The organism is Rickettsiales bacterium, from assembly GCA_033762595.1.
Taxonomy (GTDB): domain Bacteria; phylum Pseudomonadota; class Alphaproteobacteria; order Rickettsiales; family UBA8987; genus JANPLD01.
In genome coordinates this window covers 1-20,902 of the sequence record JANRLM010000115.1, presented here as the reverse complement: position 1 = coordinate 20,902, position 20,902 = coordinate 1, and the positions used below count along the sequence as shown (strand labels likewise).

Here is a 20,902-nt window from a genome sequence, read left to right as displayed (position 1 = left end):
TTTAGGAGAGGTGTTTTCCGCCCCGCCTACATTGGGAGGGAAGATATTTGAATGGCAGCCGATTCTTCAAGCTTTATAAAAAGCAACTATATTTCAATGAGATAAGAAATGAAGCTTCTGATTAGTGTTTTTTTAACTTTTTTGTGATAAAATGAATTCTAATAATAAATTTAAAAAATTCAGTCTTAAATACTAATGAAAAATGGTTCTGAAAATTTTCTGAAGAATTATAATCCAGATTCTTATTTTAAGGAATTGAAGCGTAATAATAGGTCTGAGTATTCTGATAAAGAGAAAATTATATCACATAAACTATCTCCTGAATTTCTTGAATCAGAGGCTGACTTTACTAGATCTTTATTTAAAAAATTAATTAAAGGTTATAACCTTATAAATGATATAGAAAATTGGGCATTTTTAGATCAAAGTGGAAAAGAAGTATTTTTAAAAAATTTTATAAAAAATATTTCTGAAGCTAGTAACTTGAAATATGATATTCATATTGAATTCTCAACTGATGGTAAGGGCATATATCACCAATCTATGCTTGACACACACTTCCTGTTTTTACCGAAAGATTTAAACGCTTTTAAAAGTCCTGAAGTTTTAATTAGTGCTTTAGCACATGAAATACTTGGGCATGGAAGAGGTTATGAAAAGTATTCTAGCATGGTTGGAACCGAAGAAGATAAAAATGCTATAAGGCTACAGAATATGCCTTATAGCAAATATTACATTCAAGCGAATGAAGATATTAATTTATATAAATCTCAGCCTTCAGAAGTCCACGCTAGGCATGTTCAAAAGGTTTTTATTGAAGAATTGATAAAACTTAAACCAGACCTAGAGGGTTTGCAACAAGAGTATAAAAGACTTTCAGAAAATAAACTGCTTAATGAAATAAAAACAGAAAACACTTTAACTAACATAGTTGACGGTGGAACAACAAAAGACAAACTACTATTTGATCTCCCAAAATTTCTAGAAAAATAATGAACAAATTACAATACACAAAATTTGGATTATTTAGAATTGTTACTAGCAAGAATAATGGTGATTATGCTTGGTGGATTCTAAAACTTGAACCACTGAAAGAAAAGATTTTTGAAAAAGATGTTGAACTAGGAAAAGCGTTAAACCTTGATAGTTATGGGGTGGTTCTTAAAAAAGGTTATGGTGAAAACCCACCTGAAGAAATTATTCAAGAAATAAAAGATATGATTAAAAATTAGTGGTTCTATGCCACTCCGCTTTAGTATGGTTTGGTGCCCCCGGTCGGAATCGAACCGACACACCTTGCGGTATCGGATTTTGAATCCGACGCGTCTACCAGTTCCACCACAGGGGCTAATCTAGAAATGATTTATACCACCCTTCCAAAAAAATCAAGATAGGGTTTAATAAAACTTTCTATAATTCTCTAAAAAATTATTGTAAAAATCCAGGAATTTATCTTCAGAGATTGCTTGTCGGATTTTTGCCATTAAATCCAAATAAAACGCTAAATTAGCTTGTGAGCAAAGCATACAGCCAAGTATTTCATCTGATTTCATCAGGTGATGCAAATAACCCTTAGAATACTGACTTAAAGCTTTATGTTCACTTGTTTCATCAAGTGGAGATTTATCATCAGCAAATTTAGAATTTTTGATATTTATAGCACCATTCCAAGTGAAAATCTGACCATTTCTGCCACTTCTAGTGGGAAGCACGCAATCAAACATATCAACGCCTCTAGCGATTGCTTCAACCAAATCATCAGGCTTGCCAACACCCATTAAATAGCGGGGTAAATTTTCAGGGATTGCAGGCAAGGTAAAATCAAGCACTCTTAGCATTTCCGCTTGCCCCTCGCCAACTGCAAGCCCGCCTATCGCCATTCCATCAAACCCAATTTTAAGAAGTTCTTCCGCGGATTTCAAGCGTAAATCCTCATAAACACTGCCTTGCACGATACCGAATAAGAGGTATTCAGAACTTCGGAACTCCGGAACTTCAGAATTTCGGAAATTTTGAATTCTGGAGTTCTGAGGTTCTGAAGATCCGAGGTTCTGCTTCTTAAGCTCCCCAAAGCTTTTTTTACTCCTTTCCGCCCACCTTAAAGATAACTCCATTGATTTTTTGGCAACCTCGTGAGTTGCAGGAAACGGCGTGCATTCATCAAATATCATTGTAATATCAGCACCAATATTATGCTGAATTTCCATTGAACGCTCAGGCGAAATCATATGCTTTGAGCCATCTATGTGAGATTGAAACTGAACGCCCTCCTCAGTAATTTTTCGGATTTTAGAAAGGCTCATTACCTGAAAACCCCCAGAATCCGTAAGTATCGGCTTATTCCAATTCATAAATTTATGCAACCCGCCAAATTCCGCAATCCTCTCAGATGTTGGACGAAGATTAAGATGATAAGTATTACCTAGAATTATCTGCACGCCAATTGCGTGCAAATCATCCACCGCAACCGCCTTCACCGTTCCAGCCGTTCCAACTGGCATAAAGATTGGCGTTTGAATCTCCCCATGAGGCGTTATAAGCGTTCCAAGCCTCGCCTTGCCTGATTTTTTATGTAAGGTAAAATTTTTCAGTTTCTTTAACATTATTTTAACTATTTTGTATTAGTATCAAGCTCAATTAATTCAACAAATAGTTTTATGCAAAATTTTTTATTGCAAATTCAGCCACAACAGGCATTTCAGAATGCTCAAATAAAATTTAGTGGTAGTAAATTATCAAAATTTCAGCTTAATTATACAAATGAGCCATCAGCAAAATATAGACCAGAAGGCTTTGCATTGGATTTTGCTGAAATTGATCTTGGTGAAGATGATTCTAAAAAAAATTTTCCTATTAGATTAGAAGTTTTCCCTCATACTCAATATGGTTTTAGCGAGCCCATATTTAGCAAAGATAAATCTTCATATCATATTCAAGCAGAGAATCCTTATATGGAAGGTCTAATTTCAGATTATGTAGATAAATATTTCGGCTCAGATTATAGCTATTACAGGGAAGTAATGTATCAATCTAAATTACTAGAGCAAGGAGGAAAACTTGAAGAATACCAGTATGTTAGATACTCCCTAGGTGAAAAAATTGATCAAGAATTATATATTAAATTTGACATAGCAATGATGGGCGAAGGAAGCAATCTAAGAAATTACAAAATCTTAGAAAATCAAATTAGTATTTATGATCTTATAAATAATAAAACTATAACTATAAAATTAGATAGCAATGGAATGAGTGTTACTTCACCTGAAAGAGATATGAATAAATCAGAAATTGCTCAAATTAGAAATGAAGCGAATGAATTAAGAAAAAATATTGATGGCAAATATCAAAAAGTAACTCCAGCAGATTATGTTCCAGTTTACGAAAAACATAACCCAATACAAAAATCTGACGACGGAAAGGGATCAATAGATTTGGATAAACTTCAGGAAAAAGTTAAACAAATGACAGAAGGCTATAAACTAGAAGTTAAAAATGAGGCTCTATATGCAAATATTGAAAATGGAATTGATAGCAAATCCAGAGCTTAAATTTTAGTTGTTGTCTCAACTATCCTATCTGCCAAGCTCCAATTTACAAGTTTATCAAGGAATACATTAACATAATCAGATCGGCGGTTTTGATAATCAAGATAGTAAGAATGCTCCCATAAATCCAGAGTTAAGAGCGGGATTTCACCAAAAACTTGAGGAAGCTCAGCGTTACCTGTTGTTCTAATCGCAAGTTTTTTATTAGAGGTTAAAACCATCCAACACCAACCACTACCAAATTTTTTTGTAGCCTCTTCAAAAAATAATTTTCTAAAATTATCAAAAGAGCCAAAATCTTTTTCAATTTTTCCTAGCAATTTTTCTGATGGTTTTCCGCCAGCATTTTTATTCATAGAATGCCAGAAAAAATTGTGATTCCAAGCCTGTGCAGCATTATTAAAAACTGAAATATAATCTTTTTTTCCAAAAGTTTTTATAATAATTTGCTCAAGAGAATATTGCTCAAACTCAGTCCCCTTTACTAAATTATTCAAATTATCAATATAGGTTTTGTGATGTTTATTATAATGAAAATCTATTGTTTTAGAAGAAATATAAGGCTCTAAATCATTAGGCTTGAAAGGTAATTTTGGTAATAAAAATGGATAATTAGAAGATTTTTTATTTCCATTAAATGCATAAGATAGGCTTGGGCTTCCAATAATTGAAGCAAAGCCAGCCATAAAAGCTAATACTGGCGCTGAAAATGTAAGAAATTCTCTGCGGTTCATAAATTATATATCGTAATTAAATTTCGTGCGAACTTTTGCCATTGATATTAGCGAAATAATAGCAGAGAAGATTATAAAAGCTGAAATTACATAATCAGTCTCAAATTTATTTATAAAAAAAGTTACAAGTGCTGGTGTTGTGCCACCGAATATAGCCGCCGCTAGATTACAAGATAATGACATTCCTGTATAGCGAACACGAGTTGGAAATATATCAACCAAAAGCGTTGGAATTGGTGCAATATAAAACCCAATAATAAAGGAAAAACCAAGCTGCCCAATTAATGCCATTGCAAAACTTTTGTCATCAAGAAAATATACAAGTGGCAGTGCAAAAATTATATAAGCAACTAGAACAAATTTTAAGATTTTTTCCCTCTCATATTTATCACAGAGAATTGCGGAAATTGGCACTGCAATCATCATCATTAGAAGGCTTGCAGAATTTATAAAAAGAGCATCACTAACTTTGAAGCCGAGAAACTTCACCATAAAACTATTCATAAAAACCGATTGCAAATAGAATGGAATTGTAACCGCCATGTAAACGCCAATTGCAAGTAAAAGCTCAGTTAAATTAGCTTGGAAGGTTTCCTTCACAGGTTTATCAGAAAGGTGGCCGGTTTCTTTAGCGTCAAGAAATGCTGGGCTTTCATCAAGATGTGTACGGATATATAACCCGACTAAACCAATTACTAAGCCCAGAATAAAGGGAATCCGCCAGCCATAATTTACAAAATTTTCTTCACTCATAATTGTAGCTAAAAGTGATGAAATTCCAGCACCTAGCAAAACGCCAATTAGCATACTTATTACAGAGGTGCTTCCAATTAAATTTTTATTTTTTTCTGATGCGTGTTCAACTAAGTAAACAATTGAGCCACCAAATTCTCCGCCGATTGCAACGCCTTGCACAAGCCTAATTATAGTAAGTAAAATTGTCGCCCAGATTCCAATATGCTCATAAGTTGGCAGTAAGCCTATGCAAGCCGTTGGAATTGCCATAAGCAAAATAGAAAGTGAAAGGGCTTGCTTTCTGCCATATTTATCGCCGATATAACCGAAGAAAACCGCTCCTATTGGTCTCATTAAAAAGCCCACCGCGAAAATTCCAAATGTTGCAATTAACGAAACTACAGGATCTTGCTGAGGAAAAAAATGCCTGCTAATTAACGCAGCAAAATGGCCATAGAGGGCGTAATCATACCACTCCAAGCCATTCCCAATCATTGTTGATGTAATTACTTTTTTCATAAGTGCTTCGTTTATCGTTAATCGTTTATCGCAGTTAACCATTAACGATTAACGATGGACGATTAACGAAATCAACTCCCAGCGATAGTCATATTTTCAACCAAAATAGTTGGGGCGTTTTTAGAATATCTTAATTCTAAATCATCTGCAATTTGCAAATTTATAAACATTTCTAATAAATTTCCAGCGATTGTAACTTCAGCAACTGGATAGGTTATTTCACCATTTTCAATCATAAAACCATTAGCACCTTGGCTGTAATCGCCGGTTATGCCATTAACACCCATTCCAAAAACATCAGTTACATAAAAACCATTTTTTACTGATTTTAGCATATCTTGAAAGTTTATTTTACCGCCATTCATATAAACATTGGTTGAAGAAGGTGAGGGCTGAGTATTTATCCCACGAGAAGCCCTGCCGTTTGAGATTAACCCAAGTTTTGATGCAGAACGCAAATCTAAAATCCAGTTTTCAAGAACACCATTTTTTACAAGAGGAATTTCAGCACCTCTAAGCCCTTCAGCATCAAAAGGTTGAGATCCTATACCTCGCAACATCAGTGGGTTATCAAATATATTAACATTTTTAGGAAAAATTTGTGTACCCATTTTATCCGATAAAAAAGAGGAATTTTTAACTATAGAATTACCATTTATCGCGCTGATAAAATTTGAAAGAAGATTTTTTGAAACTTTTTTATCAAAAATCACAGGCAATTTTGCTGATTTAATTTTCTTAGGAAAAAGTTTTTTAATTGCCATTTCACAGGCAGAAATAGAAATATTTTTAGGCGATAACAAATCAGATTTGTTGCATTTATAGGTATAATCATAATCTGTTTGCATATCAACGCCCTGCCCTGCAATCACTGAAACAGAAATATTATACCCTGTTGTAAAATAGGATTTTGCAAATTTTTTTGAAGTAAAAATTGTCGTTTCACTTTTTGAATATGCACTTTCAGAAAATTCTGTATTTGTGATACCTTTATAAGAAAGTGCCGTTTCTTCGGCTTCTGAAGCCCAGTTTTTGAGTTCATCAATATTAGCAGAATTTGGGCAATTTATTTGCAAATCCAAATCATCACCTTTATAAAATTCAGTTTCATTTGCTAGGCGATAAGAATCATCTAGTGGTGATAATTTTGCTTGCTCAATAACCTTTTCAACTGTTGATTCAATATTCTTCTCAAGCAAATTATTGGTTGAAATTAGTGCGATTTTTGAACCTTCTTTTTGCGATAAGAAAACCCGAATTCCTAAATCTCTAGTTTCAGAAGATTCAATATTCTCAGGTTTGCCCTGATGTTGCCTGTATGAAAGGTTGAGTGACTGCACAACCACCGCATCAGCGTCACTAGCACCATTTTTAAGAGCTAAATTGACCGCCTTTTCCGCTATTTCAAGATTATTCATTAGAAGTTTAATGGTATTGTTAGGTAAAGATATATTTTACTAAATTTAAGCTATTTATCTCACATTCTGTCACCCCGCATTTATTGCGGGGTTAACCATAAAACACGCTCAGAAGCTTGTTTACAAACACTTTCAACTATTAACCCCGTGACAAGCACGGGGTGACAATTTGAGGTTAAATCAACCAAATATATCTATACCTATCAATGCAAGTTTAATTCTTCACTTCATCTGGGTTAAGAGATGGTTCAGAAGGTGCAGTTGTAGCAGGCGATTCTGGATTCACTGGTGCTTGCCCTTCAGCAGGATTTGCGTTAGCAGGTGCTGGCTGCTTAACCACATTGACATTTATTTTTTTGGATAATTCTTCAATGTAAGTTTTAACCGCTTCAGCACCAAGCTGTTTTTCAATTCTTGGCTTAGATTTTTCATAAGGTAGAATTTCAGCATCTTTAATGTCTTCAACTCTAATTATGTGATAGCCAAACTCAGTTTTTACAACGCCTGAAGTCTGCCCTTTACCAAGCTTTTTAACGGCTTGAGAGAATTCTAAAACAAATTCTTCTGGGAAGATGTAACCTAAATCACCACCACGAACCGCAGATTGCTTATCAACTGACATAGATTTAGCAACATCTTCAAATCTTTGAGATTTAATTTTTTCAATTGCTTGCCTAGCCTCTGCATCACTTCTAAGAAGAATATGTTTTACCTTATATTGCTTAGAGGTTTTTGCTTTTGAAACTAATTCATCATATAAAGATTTTAATTTTTCCTCTGTAACCGCTGCTTTTGCAATAGTTTCTAGATATTTTTCTTTGTAAATATTTTCAACTAAATCATCAACTCTGTTTTGAAGCTCAGGATCATTTTGAATATTGTTAAGATAAGCCTCTTCAAGAACTTTTTTCTGAACTGCTGCTTCCCTTGCAACGGCTTCTAGACCTTGTGCATCCATCTGTCCTAAATTAATTTGTGAACCTCTGCCACCCGTTATAAAATTCAATCTTTCACGAACTTCCTGCTCATAAATTTCTTTGCCATCAGCAAGGGCAATTAATTCACCAGAAAAATTTCTTTTAATAACCCTACAATCATTAGTATTTGCAGAATTTTCACTACTTCCAAGAATAGCATCTTGATTAAGTAAAATCACTGCCCCCTGACCTATTGTTGCCAATGCAAGCACTGCAATTACTATATTTTTTAAGCCAAAATTGAGATTTAATTTCATAAAAATTTTTTGTTAATATTTTTTATATGATATAGTTTATAAAAAATTTCCATTCAAGATAAATAGTAAAAAAATCATATTTACTTGCAAAGGGCTAAAAATAAAGTTAGTTGATTGGAAAATAATATTTTTGATATGTCTGATTTACTTTCTTTAATAAGTGATGTGAAAAAAAATAAAAACTCTGATCAAAAGCAAAATGTAAAAACTGAAATAAAACCAGTTAAAGAAAAGAAAAACACTGAATATTCTGCTGATGACATAGAGGTTTTAGAAGGGCTTGAGCCTGTTCGCCGTCGCCCTGGAATGTATATTGGTGGCACTGATGAAAACGCATTGCATCACCTCGCGATTGAAGTTTTGGATAACTCAATGGATGAAGCCGTTGCAGGCCACGCTAAAGAAATTTTTATATATTTAGATGATAATAATTCGCTTACAATCTCTGATAATGGGCGAGGAATTCCAATTGATGAACACCCAAAATTCCCAGGTAAGTCAGCATTAGAAGTGATTCTTACAACCCTCCATTCAGGAGGAAAGTTTAATACAAACGTTTATAAAACTTCTGGCGGATTGCACGGCGTTGGTATTTCAGTTGTAAATGCACTTTCTAGCTTTTTAGCGGTTGAAGTTATTAGAAATGGCAAAACTTATCGCCAAGAATATTCACAAGGAAACCCGCAAACTAAGTTAAAAATTATTTCGGAAAACTCAAAAGGCAAAGGCACAAAAGTTATATTTTCTCCAGATGCTGAAATTTTCGGCAAGCATAAATTTAAGCCTGAGAAATTATATAATATGGTGAAAGCAAAGGCTTACTTATTTTCTGGCGTTGTTATAAATTGGGCTTGCAATGAAAATATTATTAACCCTGAAAAGCCAATTCCAGCCTCTGAAAAAATATGCTTTAAGAATGGCATTCGGGATTTCATCAACGATATTACAATAAACCAAGATGTTATTGGTAGGGATTATTTTTATGGTGCGAGCGATTTATCTAATGATAAAGGCAAGGTTGAATGGGCAATCATCTGGCCTAATTTAGAATTCGCTGAAAATGAGGGCAAGAGCTATTCTTACTGCAATACAATTTCAACACCACTTGGAGGCACGCACGAATCAGGCTTTAGATCTGCAGTTACTAAATCCATCAAAGAATATGCAGAAAAAATTTTTGGTAAAAGATCTGAAAAAATAACTAATGAAGATGTTTTTTCGAATGCGATTTTTGTTCTTTCCGCTTTTATTTCCGAGCCTCAATTTCAAGGGCAAACTAAGGAAAAACTCTTAAATCAAGAAGCCGTAAAATTAGTTGAAAACGCCGTGAAAGATAGGTTTGATAATCTTCTTGGGCAGAATAAAGATTTATCTTCTAATCTCATTGAAACAATAATTAGATATGCAGATGAAAGAATTTCTCGCAAATTAAAAAAGGAAACGCAGAGGAAAACCATCACCTCAAGGCTTAGGCTCCCGGGCAAGCTTGCAGATTGTAGCTCTGAAAACACAGAAGATACTGAGATTTTTATTGTAGAGGGTGATTCAGCAGGTGGTTCAGCCAAACAAGCTCGCGATAGGAATACTCAGGCAATTCTGCCAATTCGTGGCAAGATTTTGAATGTCGCTTCCGCAACTGATGATAAAATATTCGCCAATCAGGAAATTAAAGATTTAACCACCGCACTTGGTGTTGGCACTGGCAGTCAGTTCAAAATTGAAGATTTACGCTATGGTAAAGTTGTCATTATGACAGATGCTGATGTTGATGGGGCTCATATCGCAACTTTGCTTATGACATTCTTCTATCGCTCAATGAAGGGTTTGATTGATTCAGGCCGGCTTTACCTTGCAAAACCGCCACTTTACCGCCTTAAAATTGGGGATAAAACCATTTACGCAAATGATGATAAAGAAAAAGATGAATTAGTTAAAAAACTCTCAGAAAATGGTAAAAAGAAGATTGAAATCGGCAGATTTAAGGGCTTAGGAGAAATGACCGCCCATCAGCTTAAAGAAACCACTATGAACCGACAAAATAGAACACTTCTTAAGGTAACCCTTGAAGATGACCCATCTATAACCGAAAATATGGTTGAAGATTTAATGGGCAAAAAACCAGAAAAACGCTTCAATTTCATTACTGAAAAAGGTATCTCCAACCCAGATTTACTCAAAGAGCTAGATATTTAACTTTACCGCCTATCATCAATCTTTAACCACTTTCTTTTTAGTAAGGTTGAAATTGTAACTAGCATTTACTGAAACTACTCCAGTGTTTGAAAATCTGCCTGCTTCGTCATTTGTAAAATTTACTCTTGCGTTTATATTTACAGCATTATGTATAACCCCTGCCCCTAAAAATATATTACCTGCGTTTGAAACCTCTTCCAATCCATCAAGAATTTCAGTTTTTTTTGAGGCATCATAACCAACTTGAAAATAAAAATTTCTAGCGGGGGTAATTTGTAAATAACTATTCAATGTTTGATGTGTTTCATCAGCGGATTTCTCTATATTTGCATTTGCACTCAAAGAAAGAAATTTATTTATTGGTGCGTTATATGTAAATTCTGCATTGATATTTTTTTCAAGTTCACCGCCCTCTGCAATAATTTCATTTCTTGATAATTTTATATGTGCAAGCGGATTTAAGAAGCTAACTTTTCCGTGTTGTTCAAAATTAATTCCAAGCCCAAAATGAGAGCCACCATAACCACCATTAAAATTTATCTTTTCAGAATATAAAGCGGTTGTTGTGAAAAAACCAAAACCAGCAAGTGAGGGTATTCTAAAACTTGTTTCAGCTTTTAGGCCGAATAAATCTTTCTTACCTTTGAAAACTCTACTCAAACCCATTGCGTGAGTAAAAAATTGCTGAGTGTTTTTAATTCCAACATAAGCCTCCAAACTTTTGCCTTCAAATATTGCCATTGGATGATGATGAGGCAAGTAAATTGGCTTGTTTTCATCTGCTTCGTGATTAGAATCATTATAAATAACCGCTACATCAAGCCCCCTAAAGCCATCTGCATCTTGAGAAATTGGCTTATAACCTCTAAAAACTGAGTTATGCATTTTTGAGCCGAGAACATTTTCAACTTTTTCAAATTCAAAATTTGAGGAAATCGCATAATGAAAGCCATTATTACTCATTCTATTTAAAGATAAAAAACTATTCGTAGAATTTCCTGAATTAACCATTCCAACTAAATTCGTTGAAATATGAGGTAAATATTGATCGTGTGAGTGGTGGTCATTATCTCCACCCTGCCCGTGTCCAAAATTTATTGGCACCCAAATTTCATTTTTACTATCAAAAACAAGCGGTGTATTTGAAGGGTCAAGCAAGCCCTCTTCAAGATGGTGCAACACATCACCAATACCAACAGCAGATTTTGCAAGCTGCTTTAATTTTAACCTCTGGAATGCCTCATATGATGGGTCATAGCCAATAATATTTTCTCCATGATTGTGAGGAATATCCTGCTCACTTAAAAAAACCCTGCCCTGCTTTTTTATCTCAGACTCATATAAATTATACACTCCAGATAAATTTTTATAAGCCTCTTCAATACATAAAATAAATTTGCTATAATCTGAATATTGAAGCTCTTTATTAGGATATTTTTTCTTAAATAAATATATGCCAATAGCTATAAGGTCTGGAGTGTTTTCAGCAACATATTCACTTTTGTTGAGGCTGTTTGCTTTATAAAAGCCATCTTTGCTAAATTCACTAATGTATTTTTGGGAAACACCCGAATTTTCTCTAAAGTGGTAATTTATAATTTCTGATGCAACTTCTTCCATAAATGTGTTACGTTATAACATAACACTTATTAACAAAATACTAATTAAATTCAAGAAGTTATTTTAGGGTATTGTAAGATAAAGGTAGGTTTTAATTAATTTCTGTAGTTTTTTCTCTTTAGTGTCACCCCGCACTTGTTGCGGGTGTGAATTCACACCCGCAATAAATGCGGGGCGACAATTGGAGGTTAAGGAGCTTATCTCTAACTATACCTAACAACATCTATTTTAAGTTTTTTTGGAATAAATTGAAAAGCCCGTAATTATTAAAAAGGGGGAATGGGAATAATTACGGGCGTTCTTAAGTCAATTAAGACTATAAGCTCAAAGCGTTGGGGGAACGCTATTACTCTACATGAGCTAATTTAAGCGGCGATTAAACCGCCAACCCTTGAAACTTCTGCTTCTTGGGTATTTGATATAGAAAAATTATAGCTGTTTTAATTCATCAAATAATTCACCAACTTTTCTAAGAACATTAGCTGATGCACCATAAGCTTGTTGTGATACAATTAAAGCTGTTAATTCTGAACCGATTTCAGCAGTTGAAACCTCTAACGCACCTGGTACTATAGTTCCAACGCCTGCATCACCAACTTCACCTAAGTTTGCACCGCCAGATTCACTATTAGAGGAGAACGCATTACCTGATTCCTGCGTCATACCATTAGGATTTGCAAAAGTAACTATAGGCAATTTATAAACTACAGAACTTAGAGAGTTATCAAAAACAGCCGTTACTAAGCCTTCTGCATTAATTTGCAGAGCTTGTAACCTACCTGTAGGGAAACCATTTTGGCTTAAATTATCAACTGAATATTGTCCACCAAATTGCGATAAACCATCTGATTTTCCAATTCCAACATCACCTGCTGTTCCTAATCTTAAATTTAAGGTTTGTGCAACTGCTAATCCTGCTGGGTCTAATATGATATCACCAGCAATTGATGCACCCGCAGTTGAAGGGCCAGAAACTGATTTTAATGTTCCATCACCATTGAAAGAAACAACCCCATACGCAATTAATCCATCATCTTTAAGAGAGCTAACCGCACCTGTAACTTGTGTTGGGTCAGAAGCGTATAATTCTACAGCCCAAGAACCTTCATTTTCAGAATCCCTTATCTTAGCGAATGCTAATCTTAAATCTAGTGGTTGCCCAAGAGAAGTATAAACCGTTATTGTTCTCGAGAAATCCGCAGGGATAGCACCACTTGCCATATTTTTGCCACCGCCCACTGGAGCTGTTGCATCATAAACAGGTGGAATTGCGGTTGTGTTTAGTGAAAATTCATCAAGTAAGTCATCACCAGCTAAGCTATCTGTAAATGTTATGGTATCAGTTGGGTCAACATTATAAATATTTAGTGTTGCACTTCCAGTAGGGTTATTCAAAATTGCAGCGATTTTTTGGTTACCAGTTGCATCAATTGCAGATTTTAGATTTCCCAATGAGGCAAATCTTGTTCCTGTGCTGTTAAAAGTAATACTATCATCATCTAAACCAAGACCAGCAACTAAGCCACTTGAAGCAACATCAGAAAATGCTAAACTTGAGTTTGCATCATCACCAGCAATGTATAAAATTCCATTATTTACACGAGCCCTTAAACCAGATGTAGCATTAATAATTTGAGATAATTCATTTAGATTTCTAAATTCACCCAAGCTAGTGTTTGATGTAGCTGTAAACCTATAAGTAAAAGTTTTTGCACCTGTTCCATCATTAACTGTAATTGTAAATTCAGCACCATTAGTAAAAGGTGCTGCTGTAAAGGTTGCTGTAGGTGAAGTAACCCCCCCAATACCACCTGCGATGTCATCTGATAGAGCAACGCCACCATATGTGTAAACAAAGCTATCACCAATGCCAGTTGTAACGGTCATTGTAGCACCATTAGCAAAACCTGCAGGAATTATAATATCTGTTGCACTATTAGTTGCGTTTGCTGAACTAACTGGATCAAGTAATCCACCAGCACCTTGCAGAACATCTTCTTCAGCTCTTAAGTTAATTTTTGCATTTATAGATGAAGTTGGCGTTGCAGTTCCAGTAATTGAAGCTGTCGAAACAGGCACTAAGCTCGCTAAGTCTTTTGCTGATCTTGTATAAGTAGAATTACCAGAAACGCCAGGTAATCTTCCCTCTGAATCTAATGGCCAACCTAGCAATGCATAACCTGCTTCATTAACCAAGTTACCATCAGAATTTGTTCTAAATGAGCCAGCTCTTGAATATAATGTATCAACATTTCCGCCCTCAGCGAATGAAGATAACCCAGCACGATTTGTAACTGCAAAGAATCCATTTCCTTGCAACGCTAAATCTGTTCCAGCTCCAGTTGATTGAATTGCACCTTGAGTATCAATATTTTGCCTAATTGAATCTAATACACCACCGCCAACTCTACCAGCAACTAGCGTTTGAAAAGATGCTGAAGACGACTTAAAACCAGTTGTGTTGAGGTTTGCAATATTGTTTGAAATAATATTAACTGCAGTTGATTGCGAAGTTAAGCTTGTTAAACTTGCTGATAATGCACCGAATAAAGACATATATCCCCCTAATTATTATTTATTATATTAATTTCACCGCCACCAAAAACATTGGCAACATTTGCAATTGAAACTTTTATTGGGCTTTTTTGATTACCAAAAACTAGAGTTGGCTGCCCGTTTTGAGTATAATCCACCCCTGAAACAATACCATTTGTAATAGTTTGAAACGGAGATTGCTTGCCTTCCGCATCCATACCATAAATTAATACGCTGTATTTTCCTTCCAATTTAGCATTGCCCAAATCATCTTTTCCATCCCAAGAAAATTTATGCTCACCTTGAGTGCTTTCAACTGAACCCTTCCAAATTGTTTTGCCACCCTCATCTTTAATTTCAGCAATTGCTGAAGAAAAATCCTTTTCAGCTTTATAACTTACATTCTGACTTCCCGCTTCAGGAAAATAATAAAATTCATTACCTATATATTCAACTTGCCTATTAATAAAATTTGCAACTGATGAAGCTTGCGAGCTTGAAGAAACTTTTAACAAATCCTTAAGCGATGTATTAGTTTCAATTGATTGTTGAACACTTGATAAATTTGCAAGTTGGCTAGCCATTTTATCAACGCCAAATGGCTCAGTTGGATCTTGATATTTAATCTGTGCCATAAATAGCTGAAGATAATCTTCACTGGTTTTCAAGAAAGCATCAGAACCTTCCTGAAAAGAGCTTGATTTATTAGTTATAAATGAACTTCCAATAGCCGAAACCATAAAATAAATTTTAGTTATACTAGTATATTAAGCATTCCGTATGCCAAATTCCCTCTATAAATTGCACCCGCAGAAGAAATATAACTTGGGTTGTTATCATTAATTGTTTCAATATCTAAATTTTGAAAATCTTGCTCTAGTGAGAAGGCAAACAAGCTATTGTTTTTTGACCAATTATCTTGTGCAGCTTCATAACCTTGGGAATTTCCACCAGTATTTAAGTTAAAACTTAAAGAGCCTGAATCTGCTTTAATTCCATTGTCTTGAAGGATTTTTTGTATTTCCGAACTATCCTTCTTTAACATATCAAGTGTATCAGCTTTATCTGCAAGAACCATAATTGCTGGCTTGCCCTCAGCACTAAAATCAAATTTAATATTAACTTTGCCAAGATGTGCCGGCTCTAAATGAAGCTCAATGGAGTTCTTGCCTTTTGAAAAGCTTGCAATTTTATAATTTTGCTCAAAATTTATTTCTCTATTTGCAAGCTCAGATTTAGTGTCTGAAATTTTTGCCTGTGTATTATCAATATGTTTATTGAAAAGCGATTCACCATCTGCATAAAGTGAAGAATTTAATGTTACTCCACTATCATTTTGAATCTTACTTTGCCCCTCTGAAATAAGTGCATTTTGAGGTAATCCAAATGGGTTTCTTGTGCTATTATTTATAATATCTATAGCTTTGTTAAGATAATCATTCTTTTTAGAAACAGCCCAAGATTCCAAATTATCCTGCCCTAAAATTCTTTCATCTTGCTTTGCAGTTGAATTTTTAGGTATAATATTTTCAACCACAGATAAATCAGCTTTTCCATCACCAGCCTGATTAACAGATGGAAGTGAATTTTTAGTTATACTATCAAGGCTGTTTAATTTAGGCTGTGCTAGATCTGTAATATTTGCAACTTCTTCAGTTGGCGTTTCTACAAATATTGGGTTTGCATTATCAACCGCAACTATACTTGGCTGATTTGAAATTACTTGAGATATATAATTAGATGCTTCAGGTGAAATAATTGCAGTATCTTTACTAAGAATATTATTCGCTAAATCAGCTTGAATATTATTACTCGCTAAAGCTCCGTCACCTATTTGTGCATCAGGTATTAATGCATCGCTAACATCACCAATATTATTTAAGTTTACATCATTTAATATCTGAGAGAATAATCCATCAGAACTTGTGCCACTGGAATTCGCATTATTTGCAACATTAGCCTGCGTATTGCCATAACCAGCTACACCACTAATTGCACCATTAGTGTTAGAAGTCAGAGATGTTAATAAATTATTTAGCATTAAACTTTATAAATATTTTTACTCAGAAATTTATAAAGCTAAATTCGTGCCAAATTTATTTTTCATTTAATATCAATTACTTATTTAGAAGGGGTATAATCTATATTTACTAACTAGGCAAAATTTTCATATAAAAAAACCCCATCAAAAAACTGATGGGGTTTTGAAAAAAGACTAAAAAATAAAAAGCCTTAAGCAACTGATTTTAGTAGATGGAATAAATCATCTTTTAGGCTGAGGCGTTTCTTTTTAAGGGTTTCAGCATAAGAATCAGAAGTTGGTTGACCAACACCTTCAAGCCTTTCAACTTCTTTAGTTACATTGTGATATTCATCAAAAAGCCTAGCAAAATGTGCATCAGAGGTTTTTAGATTATGAATTTTATCCTTAAATTCTGGAAATTCAGAAGCAAGTTCGTGTGATTCAAGCATACTATAAAAGTTTAGGTTAACAGCCTTAGATTAAAATCAAATAAATTTCCCTCATTGATATTTATCAAGAATAAATTATGTAGTTTAACAATTTTTTAATTATTATATGCTAATATACACAAAATGTTAATTTTTTAGGCTTATGGAAGGTTTAGAAGTGCAAAAACAGGCTTTTGATCAGATGATGCAAATATACGATTTTGCAGAACAAGCTATTGATTTATGTGAGAAATTCCCTGAGGATACTGAGCCATTTTTGCCTTTAATTGAAAATATTGTTGCAAAAGTAGAAAAAAACTGTGATATAATGACAACTAACTTTGAAAAATACCTAAAATCAGGCAGGGTTTTATCAGGTGTGGAGAAAATGAAAATTTACAAAGCTAAGAAAGAAATTGATGAAGCATTTGAAAATTTCTTTCAGAAAGTAGGAATTGGTAATTAGTGTTTATTTTTGTTTATTAAACAACACTTGTCACCCCGCACTTGTTGCGGGGTTAAGAATAGCTAACATTATTCATTCCCGCCCCGTGTCAAGCACGGGGTAAACTCCAGCGGGAATCTATAATATAAAATATTGGATACCCGCCTTCGCGGGTATGAAGTGAAAGTGTTTATTTTTGTTTAACCCCGCAACAAGTGCGGGGTGACAATCAATGAGAAGACAAAGAAACAAACAATCAATAATTTATTTTATGACCGAGCAAAATAGACAAGCTAATTTTGTAGAGGCTTTTCAAGCTTTGAAGAGCGGATATGAAAGAGTTGCAGGAGAATTAGATAAAACATTAACTGAATGTGGAAGTGCCGTTGCACCTAATGTAAATCAACCTAGACGTTAGTGTTTTACCCCTTACGATTATTTATTGCCGTAAAAGTGGCAATCTAGAAAGTTAATTATATCAAGATCTCAAATAATCCTTAATCAACAAAAATTCCAAGCCTAGGGCAATCTTTGCCTATTCTTTCATGAGCCATTCTCATATCTCTATTAGTAAATTGAATGCCAGCGATTGGAGACCTATCACAACGCAAAGCCATCTTGTAAGTATCCACAATTAGGCCTTTTTTTTCATCATCAACTACAGAATAGCTTTTCTCAAACTCACCTGCAACTCCTTTGCTAGAGCCATGCACGCCATAAATATCTTTATGAGAACCTCTACTGGTGTTGATGTTATATACAATCATTCCGCCAGCTTGAACGAATTGATCACTCCCCCAAGGTGCACGAATCACAAAATTATAAGGCACTTTGCACACAAAAACAGGCTTGCCGATGTAAATATGTTTTTCTATAGAATCTATGAATGTGTAATCAGTAAAATCAGAATTATCATCATTATTGTCGCTCGCTAAGTCAGCTTTTATAACATTCTGCTCTTGCTTGCTGAGTTTAATTTTTTCCGTTGAATTAGAATATAATTTATCAAAATTTTCAGCCTTAATAACCTTTTTTGATGCTGATAATAATTTCTCAAGCAGTGTCAGGCTATTATTTTCTGTGCCAATATTATATACAATATAATCCCCTGCTTCCGCATAATTTATGGTTTGATTACTAAAGCCAATTTTTGTAACCACTTTCACCCTTCCTTCTGTTACCTTAAAAGCAAGAATTTCAGCGGATTTCTGAACTTCAGTCATTTTAGTAAAATCAATATCATCAGGATTTATGCGATAGTAAAGTTTGTTGTTATGAAAAACTTTATCAAAAGTTTTGAAATCCCCCTGCGATTCGCCAGCCTCAGCGGTAATAGAACTGGAATATTGCCAAAAAACACTAATTTTATTACTAGGTAAATTCATTAATTGTTTTATATAATTTGAGTATTATTATCATATCACAAAAAGATTAATCGAACATTAACAAAACTGCTTTTATGAAACTTTACACCTTCAATCACTGCCCATATTGCATCAAGGCTAGAATGATTTTTGGGCTTAAAAAAATTCCTTATCAAGAAATTACAATCTTGAATGATGATGTTGAAACCCCAACTAAGCTAATTGGGCAGAAAATGGTGCCAATTTTGGAAAAGCCAGATGGCTCTGCAATTCCGGAATCTATGGATATTGTAGCTTTTATAGATAAAAACTTTGGAAAGCCAGTAATCCTTGGTAAAAATAATAAAGCGGTTTCTGACTGGCTTGAGGCATCAAGAAAATATGTAAGCCGGCTATATATGCCCCGCTCTATAGAGGTTAATTTACCTGAGTTTGCAACTGATTCAGCCATCAGATATTTCAAAACTAAAAAAGAGGATATGATTGGCTCTTTTGAAGGTAATATCAGTAGAACACCAGAGTTAAAATCTATAGCCGAAAATCACCTTGAGGAGTTAGTTTCACTCATCAAAAATGAAAGTGCGGTTAATGGGGAGGAAATTTCTGAAGATGATATTCATCTATTTCCAACCCTTCGAGCTTTAACGATTGTAAGAGGTTTAGCTATTCCAAGTAAAGTTTTGAATTATATAAATAATTTATCTCGCAACGCAGAGATAGAATTATATTTTGATAAAGCAATTTAGATTGATTTTGCTCTTTATTTCTCCCCCTGTTTACGGGGGGAGATTAAGAGGGGGGCTTTTATTAATCGCAAAAGTTTAGTTTATAATATGCCCTCCCTAACCCTCCCCCGTAAACGGAAGAGGGAATTTAGAGTAAAGTATTTCAAAAACTTTTAATTTAGAACAAATGAAAATTATATTTATGGGGTCGCCAGATTTTGCGATTCCTGCATTAGAAAAAATCTATAATTCAAATAATCATCAGATTATTGCTGTTTATACTCAGCCTCCAAAGCCTGCTGCAAGGGGGCTTGAGGTTCACAAATCAAAAATCCATAAGAAAGCTGAAGAATTTCAAATACCAGTTTTTACGCCAAAAACTCTCAAAGATGAAAACGAGCAGAAAATTTTTGCAAGTCAAAACGCTGATTGTGCAGTTGTTGCCGCTTACGGGTTGCTACTTCCAAAGCCAATTTTAGATGCTCCTAAATGGGGGTGTATAAATATTCACCCCTCAAAGCTGCCCAGATGGCGTGGTGCTGCACCAATCCAGCGTGCAATAATGGCTGGCGATAGCGAAACTAGTGTTTGCATTATGAAAATGGCAGAAGGTCTTGATTCTGGAGATATTTTGCAAGAGAAAATTATAGAAGTTCCCAGCATCGCAAATGCTGGCTATATGCACAATTTACTTGCTGATAAAGGGGCAGATTTACTTATTGAAGTGCTTGATAATATTGAGCTTTACAACAAAAATGCTCGCATTCAGAGCGATGAAGGCTTGGTTTATGCAAAGAAAATCCTAGCTAATGAAGAAATTTTAGATTTTTCTAAGCCTTGTATAGAAATATATAATCAAATCAGGGGCTTATCCCCCTACCCTGCCGCTTATTTTATTCATAATAGCGTTAAATATAAGGTTTTTGAGTCAGATTTTCAGCTTTTTGAAAGCAACGAACAAAAAGAAAAATCCGCTGATTTTTTTATTCAAAATAATATTCTTAAAATAAAATGTGCTGATGGTTTTATAATCCCAAAAATCATTCAAAAAGAGGGCAAGAAAAAAATGCCAATCCAAGATTTCTTGAAAGGAAATAAAATCTTTTAATACCTTGAAAAACCATCTTTTTCAGGGTTAGTAATTTTAAATAAATTGCCTACAATTGGATTATAATTATTTTCATTTATATCCCAATTTGTTAGCATCTCTTTGCAATCTTTCTCGTAAAAATTTTTAGCTTGCTCTTCAGATAAATTTTTCAACTTACTAAAATCACCAATAAATTTATTTATTTGATTAGAAATGTTTTTATCAGGAAATCTTAGATAATAACTATTGATATTTTCGTTTTTAAGACTTTCTGGAAGTTTATTTAACTGCTCT

At 34.3% G+C, this 20,902-nt stretch carries 20 protein-coding genes and 1 tRNA gene; 8 read left to right on the top strand and 13 right to left on the bottom strand.

Annotation, left to right across the window (positions count from 1 at the left end; all coding sequences use genetic code 11):
• Positions 1–195 precede the first annotated feature (195 nt).
• Together SFT90_08080 and SFT90_08075 are read left to right on the top strand one after the other, a co-directional pair.
• A complete protein-coding gene (locus SFT90_08080; GenBank protein MDX1950432.1) occupies positions 196–993 on the top strand; it encodes a hypothetical protein in 798 nt (265 codons plus the stop codon).
• Entirely contained in the window at positions 993–1,232 is a 240-nt protein-coding gene (locus tag SFT90_08075; GenBank protein MDX1950431.1) for a hypothetical protein, read from the top strand. Before SFT90_08080 ends, SFT90_08075 begins: the two co-directional genes overlap by 1 nt.
• 31 nt (positions 1,233–1,263) lie before the next feature.
• Here the strand turns inward: SFT90_08075 and SFT90_08070 are convergent.
• Both SFT90_08070 and SFT90_08065 read right to left on the bottom strand, forming a co-directional pair.
• A tRNA-Leu gene (locus tag SFT90_08070) sits at positions 1,264–1,348 on the bottom strand.
• A 49-nt stretch (positions 1,349–1,397) separates the two neighbouring features.
• The gene (locus SFT90_08065; protein MDX1950430.1) at positions 1,398–2,603 is read right to left on the bottom strand and encodes a tRNA guanosine(34) transglycosylase Tgt; all 1,206 of its coding nucleotides are present in this window, start codon (positions 2,601–2,603) and stop codon (positions 1,398–1,400) included.
• A gap of 54 nt (positions 2,604–2,657) precedes the next feature.
• Between SFT90_08065 and SFT90_08060 the strand changes: the two genes are divergently transcribed.
• The gene (locus SFT90_08060) at positions 2,658–3,548 is read left to right on the top strand and encodes a hypothetical protein (protein ID MDX1950429.1); all 891 of its coding nucleotides are present in this window, start codon (positions 2,658–2,660) and stop codon (positions 3,546–3,548) included.
• Here the strand turns inward: SFT90_08060 and SFT90_08055 are convergent.
• From SFT90_08055 to SFT90_08040, 4 genes are all read right to left on the bottom strand, one after another.
• Positions 3,545–4,279 (bottom strand): superoxide dismutase, encoded by a 735-nt coding sequence (locus SFT90_08055; protein ID MDX1950428.1) that lies wholly within the window; start codon positions 4,277–4,279, stop codon positions 3,545–3,547. The genes SFT90_08060 and SFT90_08055 overlap by 4 nt on opposite strands.
• Before the next feature lie 3 nt (positions 4,280–4,282).
• Entirely contained in the window at positions 4,283–5,533 is a 1,251-nt protein-coding gene (locus SFT90_08050) for an MFS transporter (protein ID MDX1950427.1), read from the bottom strand.
• A 71-nt stretch (positions 5,534–5,604) separates the two neighbouring features.
• Complete coding sequence (locus tag SFT90_08045; GenBank protein ID MDX1950426.1) at positions 5,605–6,951, bottom strand: TldD/PmbA family protein; 1,347 nt, start codon at positions 6,949–6,951, stop codon at positions 5,605–5,607.
• 214 nt (positions 6,952–7,165) lie between these two features.
• Complete coding sequence (locus SFT90_08040; GenBank protein ID MDX1950425.1) at positions 7,166–8,185, bottom strand: peptidylprolyl isomerase; 1,020 nt, start codon at positions 8,183–8,185, stop codon at positions 7,166–7,168.
• Positions 8,186–8,320: 135 nt separating this feature from the next.
• On the opposite strand from SFT90_08040, the gene parE reads away from it, so the two are divergent.
• Positions 8,321–10,378, top strand: a complete 2,058-nt coding sequence (gene parE / locus SFT90_08035) for a DNA topoisomerase IV subunit B (GenBank protein MDX1950424.1) — start codon at positions 8,321–8,323, stop codon at positions 10,376–10,378.
• Between the two features lie 15 nt (positions 10,379–10,393).
• Here the strand turns inward: parE and SFT90_08030 are convergent, their stop codons facing one another.
• From SFT90_08030 to SFT90_08010, 5 genes are all read right to left on the bottom strand, one after another.
• Entirely contained in the window at positions 10,394–11,998 is a 1,605-nt protein-coding gene (locus SFT90_08030; GenBank protein ID MDX1950423.1) for a hypothetical protein, read from the bottom strand.
• A 429-nt stretch (positions 11,999–12,427) separates the two neighbouring features.
• A complete protein-coding gene (locus tag SFT90_08025) occupies positions 12,428–14,554 on the bottom strand; it encodes a flagellar hook-basal body complex protein (protein MDX1950422.1) in 2,127 nt (708 codons plus the stop codon).
• A gap of 8 nt (positions 14,555–14,562) precedes the next feature.
• The gene (locus tag SFT90_08020) at positions 14,563–15,273 is read right to left on the bottom strand and encodes a flagellar hook capping FlgD N-terminal domain-containing protein (protein ID MDX1950421.1); all 711 of its coding nucleotides are present in this window, start codon (positions 15,271–15,273) and stop codon (positions 14,563–14,565) included.
• A 14-nt stretch (positions 15,274–15,287) separates the two neighbouring features.
• Complete coding sequence (locus SFT90_08015) at positions 15,288–16,574, bottom strand: flagellar hook-length control protein FliK (GenBank protein ID MDX1950420.1); 1,287 nt, start codon at positions 16,572–16,574, stop codon at positions 15,288–15,290.
• Between the two features lie 191 nt (positions 16,575–16,765).
• Positions 16,766–17,005 carry a DUF465 domain-containing protein gene (locus SFT90_08010; protein MDX1950419.1) on the bottom strand — a complete coding sequence of 80 codons (240 nt, stop codon included), beginning with the start codon at positions 17,003–17,005 and terminating at the stop codon, positions 16,766–16,768.
• A gap of 142 nt (positions 17,006–17,147) precedes the next feature.
• On the opposite strand from SFT90_08010, the gene SFT90_08005 reads away from it, so the two are divergent.
• A complete protein-coding gene (locus SFT90_08005; GenBank protein ID MDX1950418.1) occupies positions 17,148–17,450 on the top strand; it encodes a hypothetical protein in 303 nt (100 codons plus the stop codon).
• Between the two features lie 250 nt (positions 17,451–17,700).
• Complete coding sequence (locus SFT90_08000; protein ID MDX1950417.1) at positions 17,701–17,847, top strand: hypothetical protein; 147 nt, start codon at positions 17,701–17,703, stop codon at positions 17,845–17,847.
• A gap of 79 nt (positions 17,848–17,926) precedes the next feature.
• On the opposite strand, the gene SFT90_07995 is transcribed toward SFT90_08000, so the two are convergent.
• Entirely contained in the window at positions 17,927–18,814 is an 888-nt protein-coding gene (locus tag SFT90_07995; GenBank protein ID MDX1950416.1) for a hypothetical protein, read from the bottom strand.
• 74 nt (positions 18,815–18,888) lie between these two features.
• On the opposite strand from SFT90_07995, the gene grxB reads away from it, so the two are divergent.
• Together grxB and fmt are read left to right on the top strand one after the other, a co-directional pair.
• The gene (gene grxB, locus SFT90_07990; protein MDX1950415.1) at positions 18,889–19,539 is read left to right on the top strand and encodes a glutaredoxin 2; all 651 of its coding nucleotides are present in this window, start codon (positions 18,889–18,891) and stop codon (positions 19,537–19,539) included.
• Positions 19,540–19,705: 166 nt separating this feature from the next.
• Positions 19,706–20,626 carry a methionyl-tRNA formyltransferase gene (gene fmt / locus SFT90_07985; protein MDX1950414.1) on the top strand — a complete coding sequence of 307 codons (921 nt, stop codon included), beginning with the start codon at positions 19,706–19,708 and terminating at the stop codon, positions 20,624–20,626.
• Here fmt and SFT90_07980 read toward each other — a convergent pair.
• A partial coding sequence (locus tag SFT90_07980; GenBank protein MDX1950413.1) for a hypothetical protein occupies positions 20,623–20,902 on the bottom strand: 280 nt, incomplete at its 5' end. The genes fmt and SFT90_07980 overlap by 4 nt on opposite strands.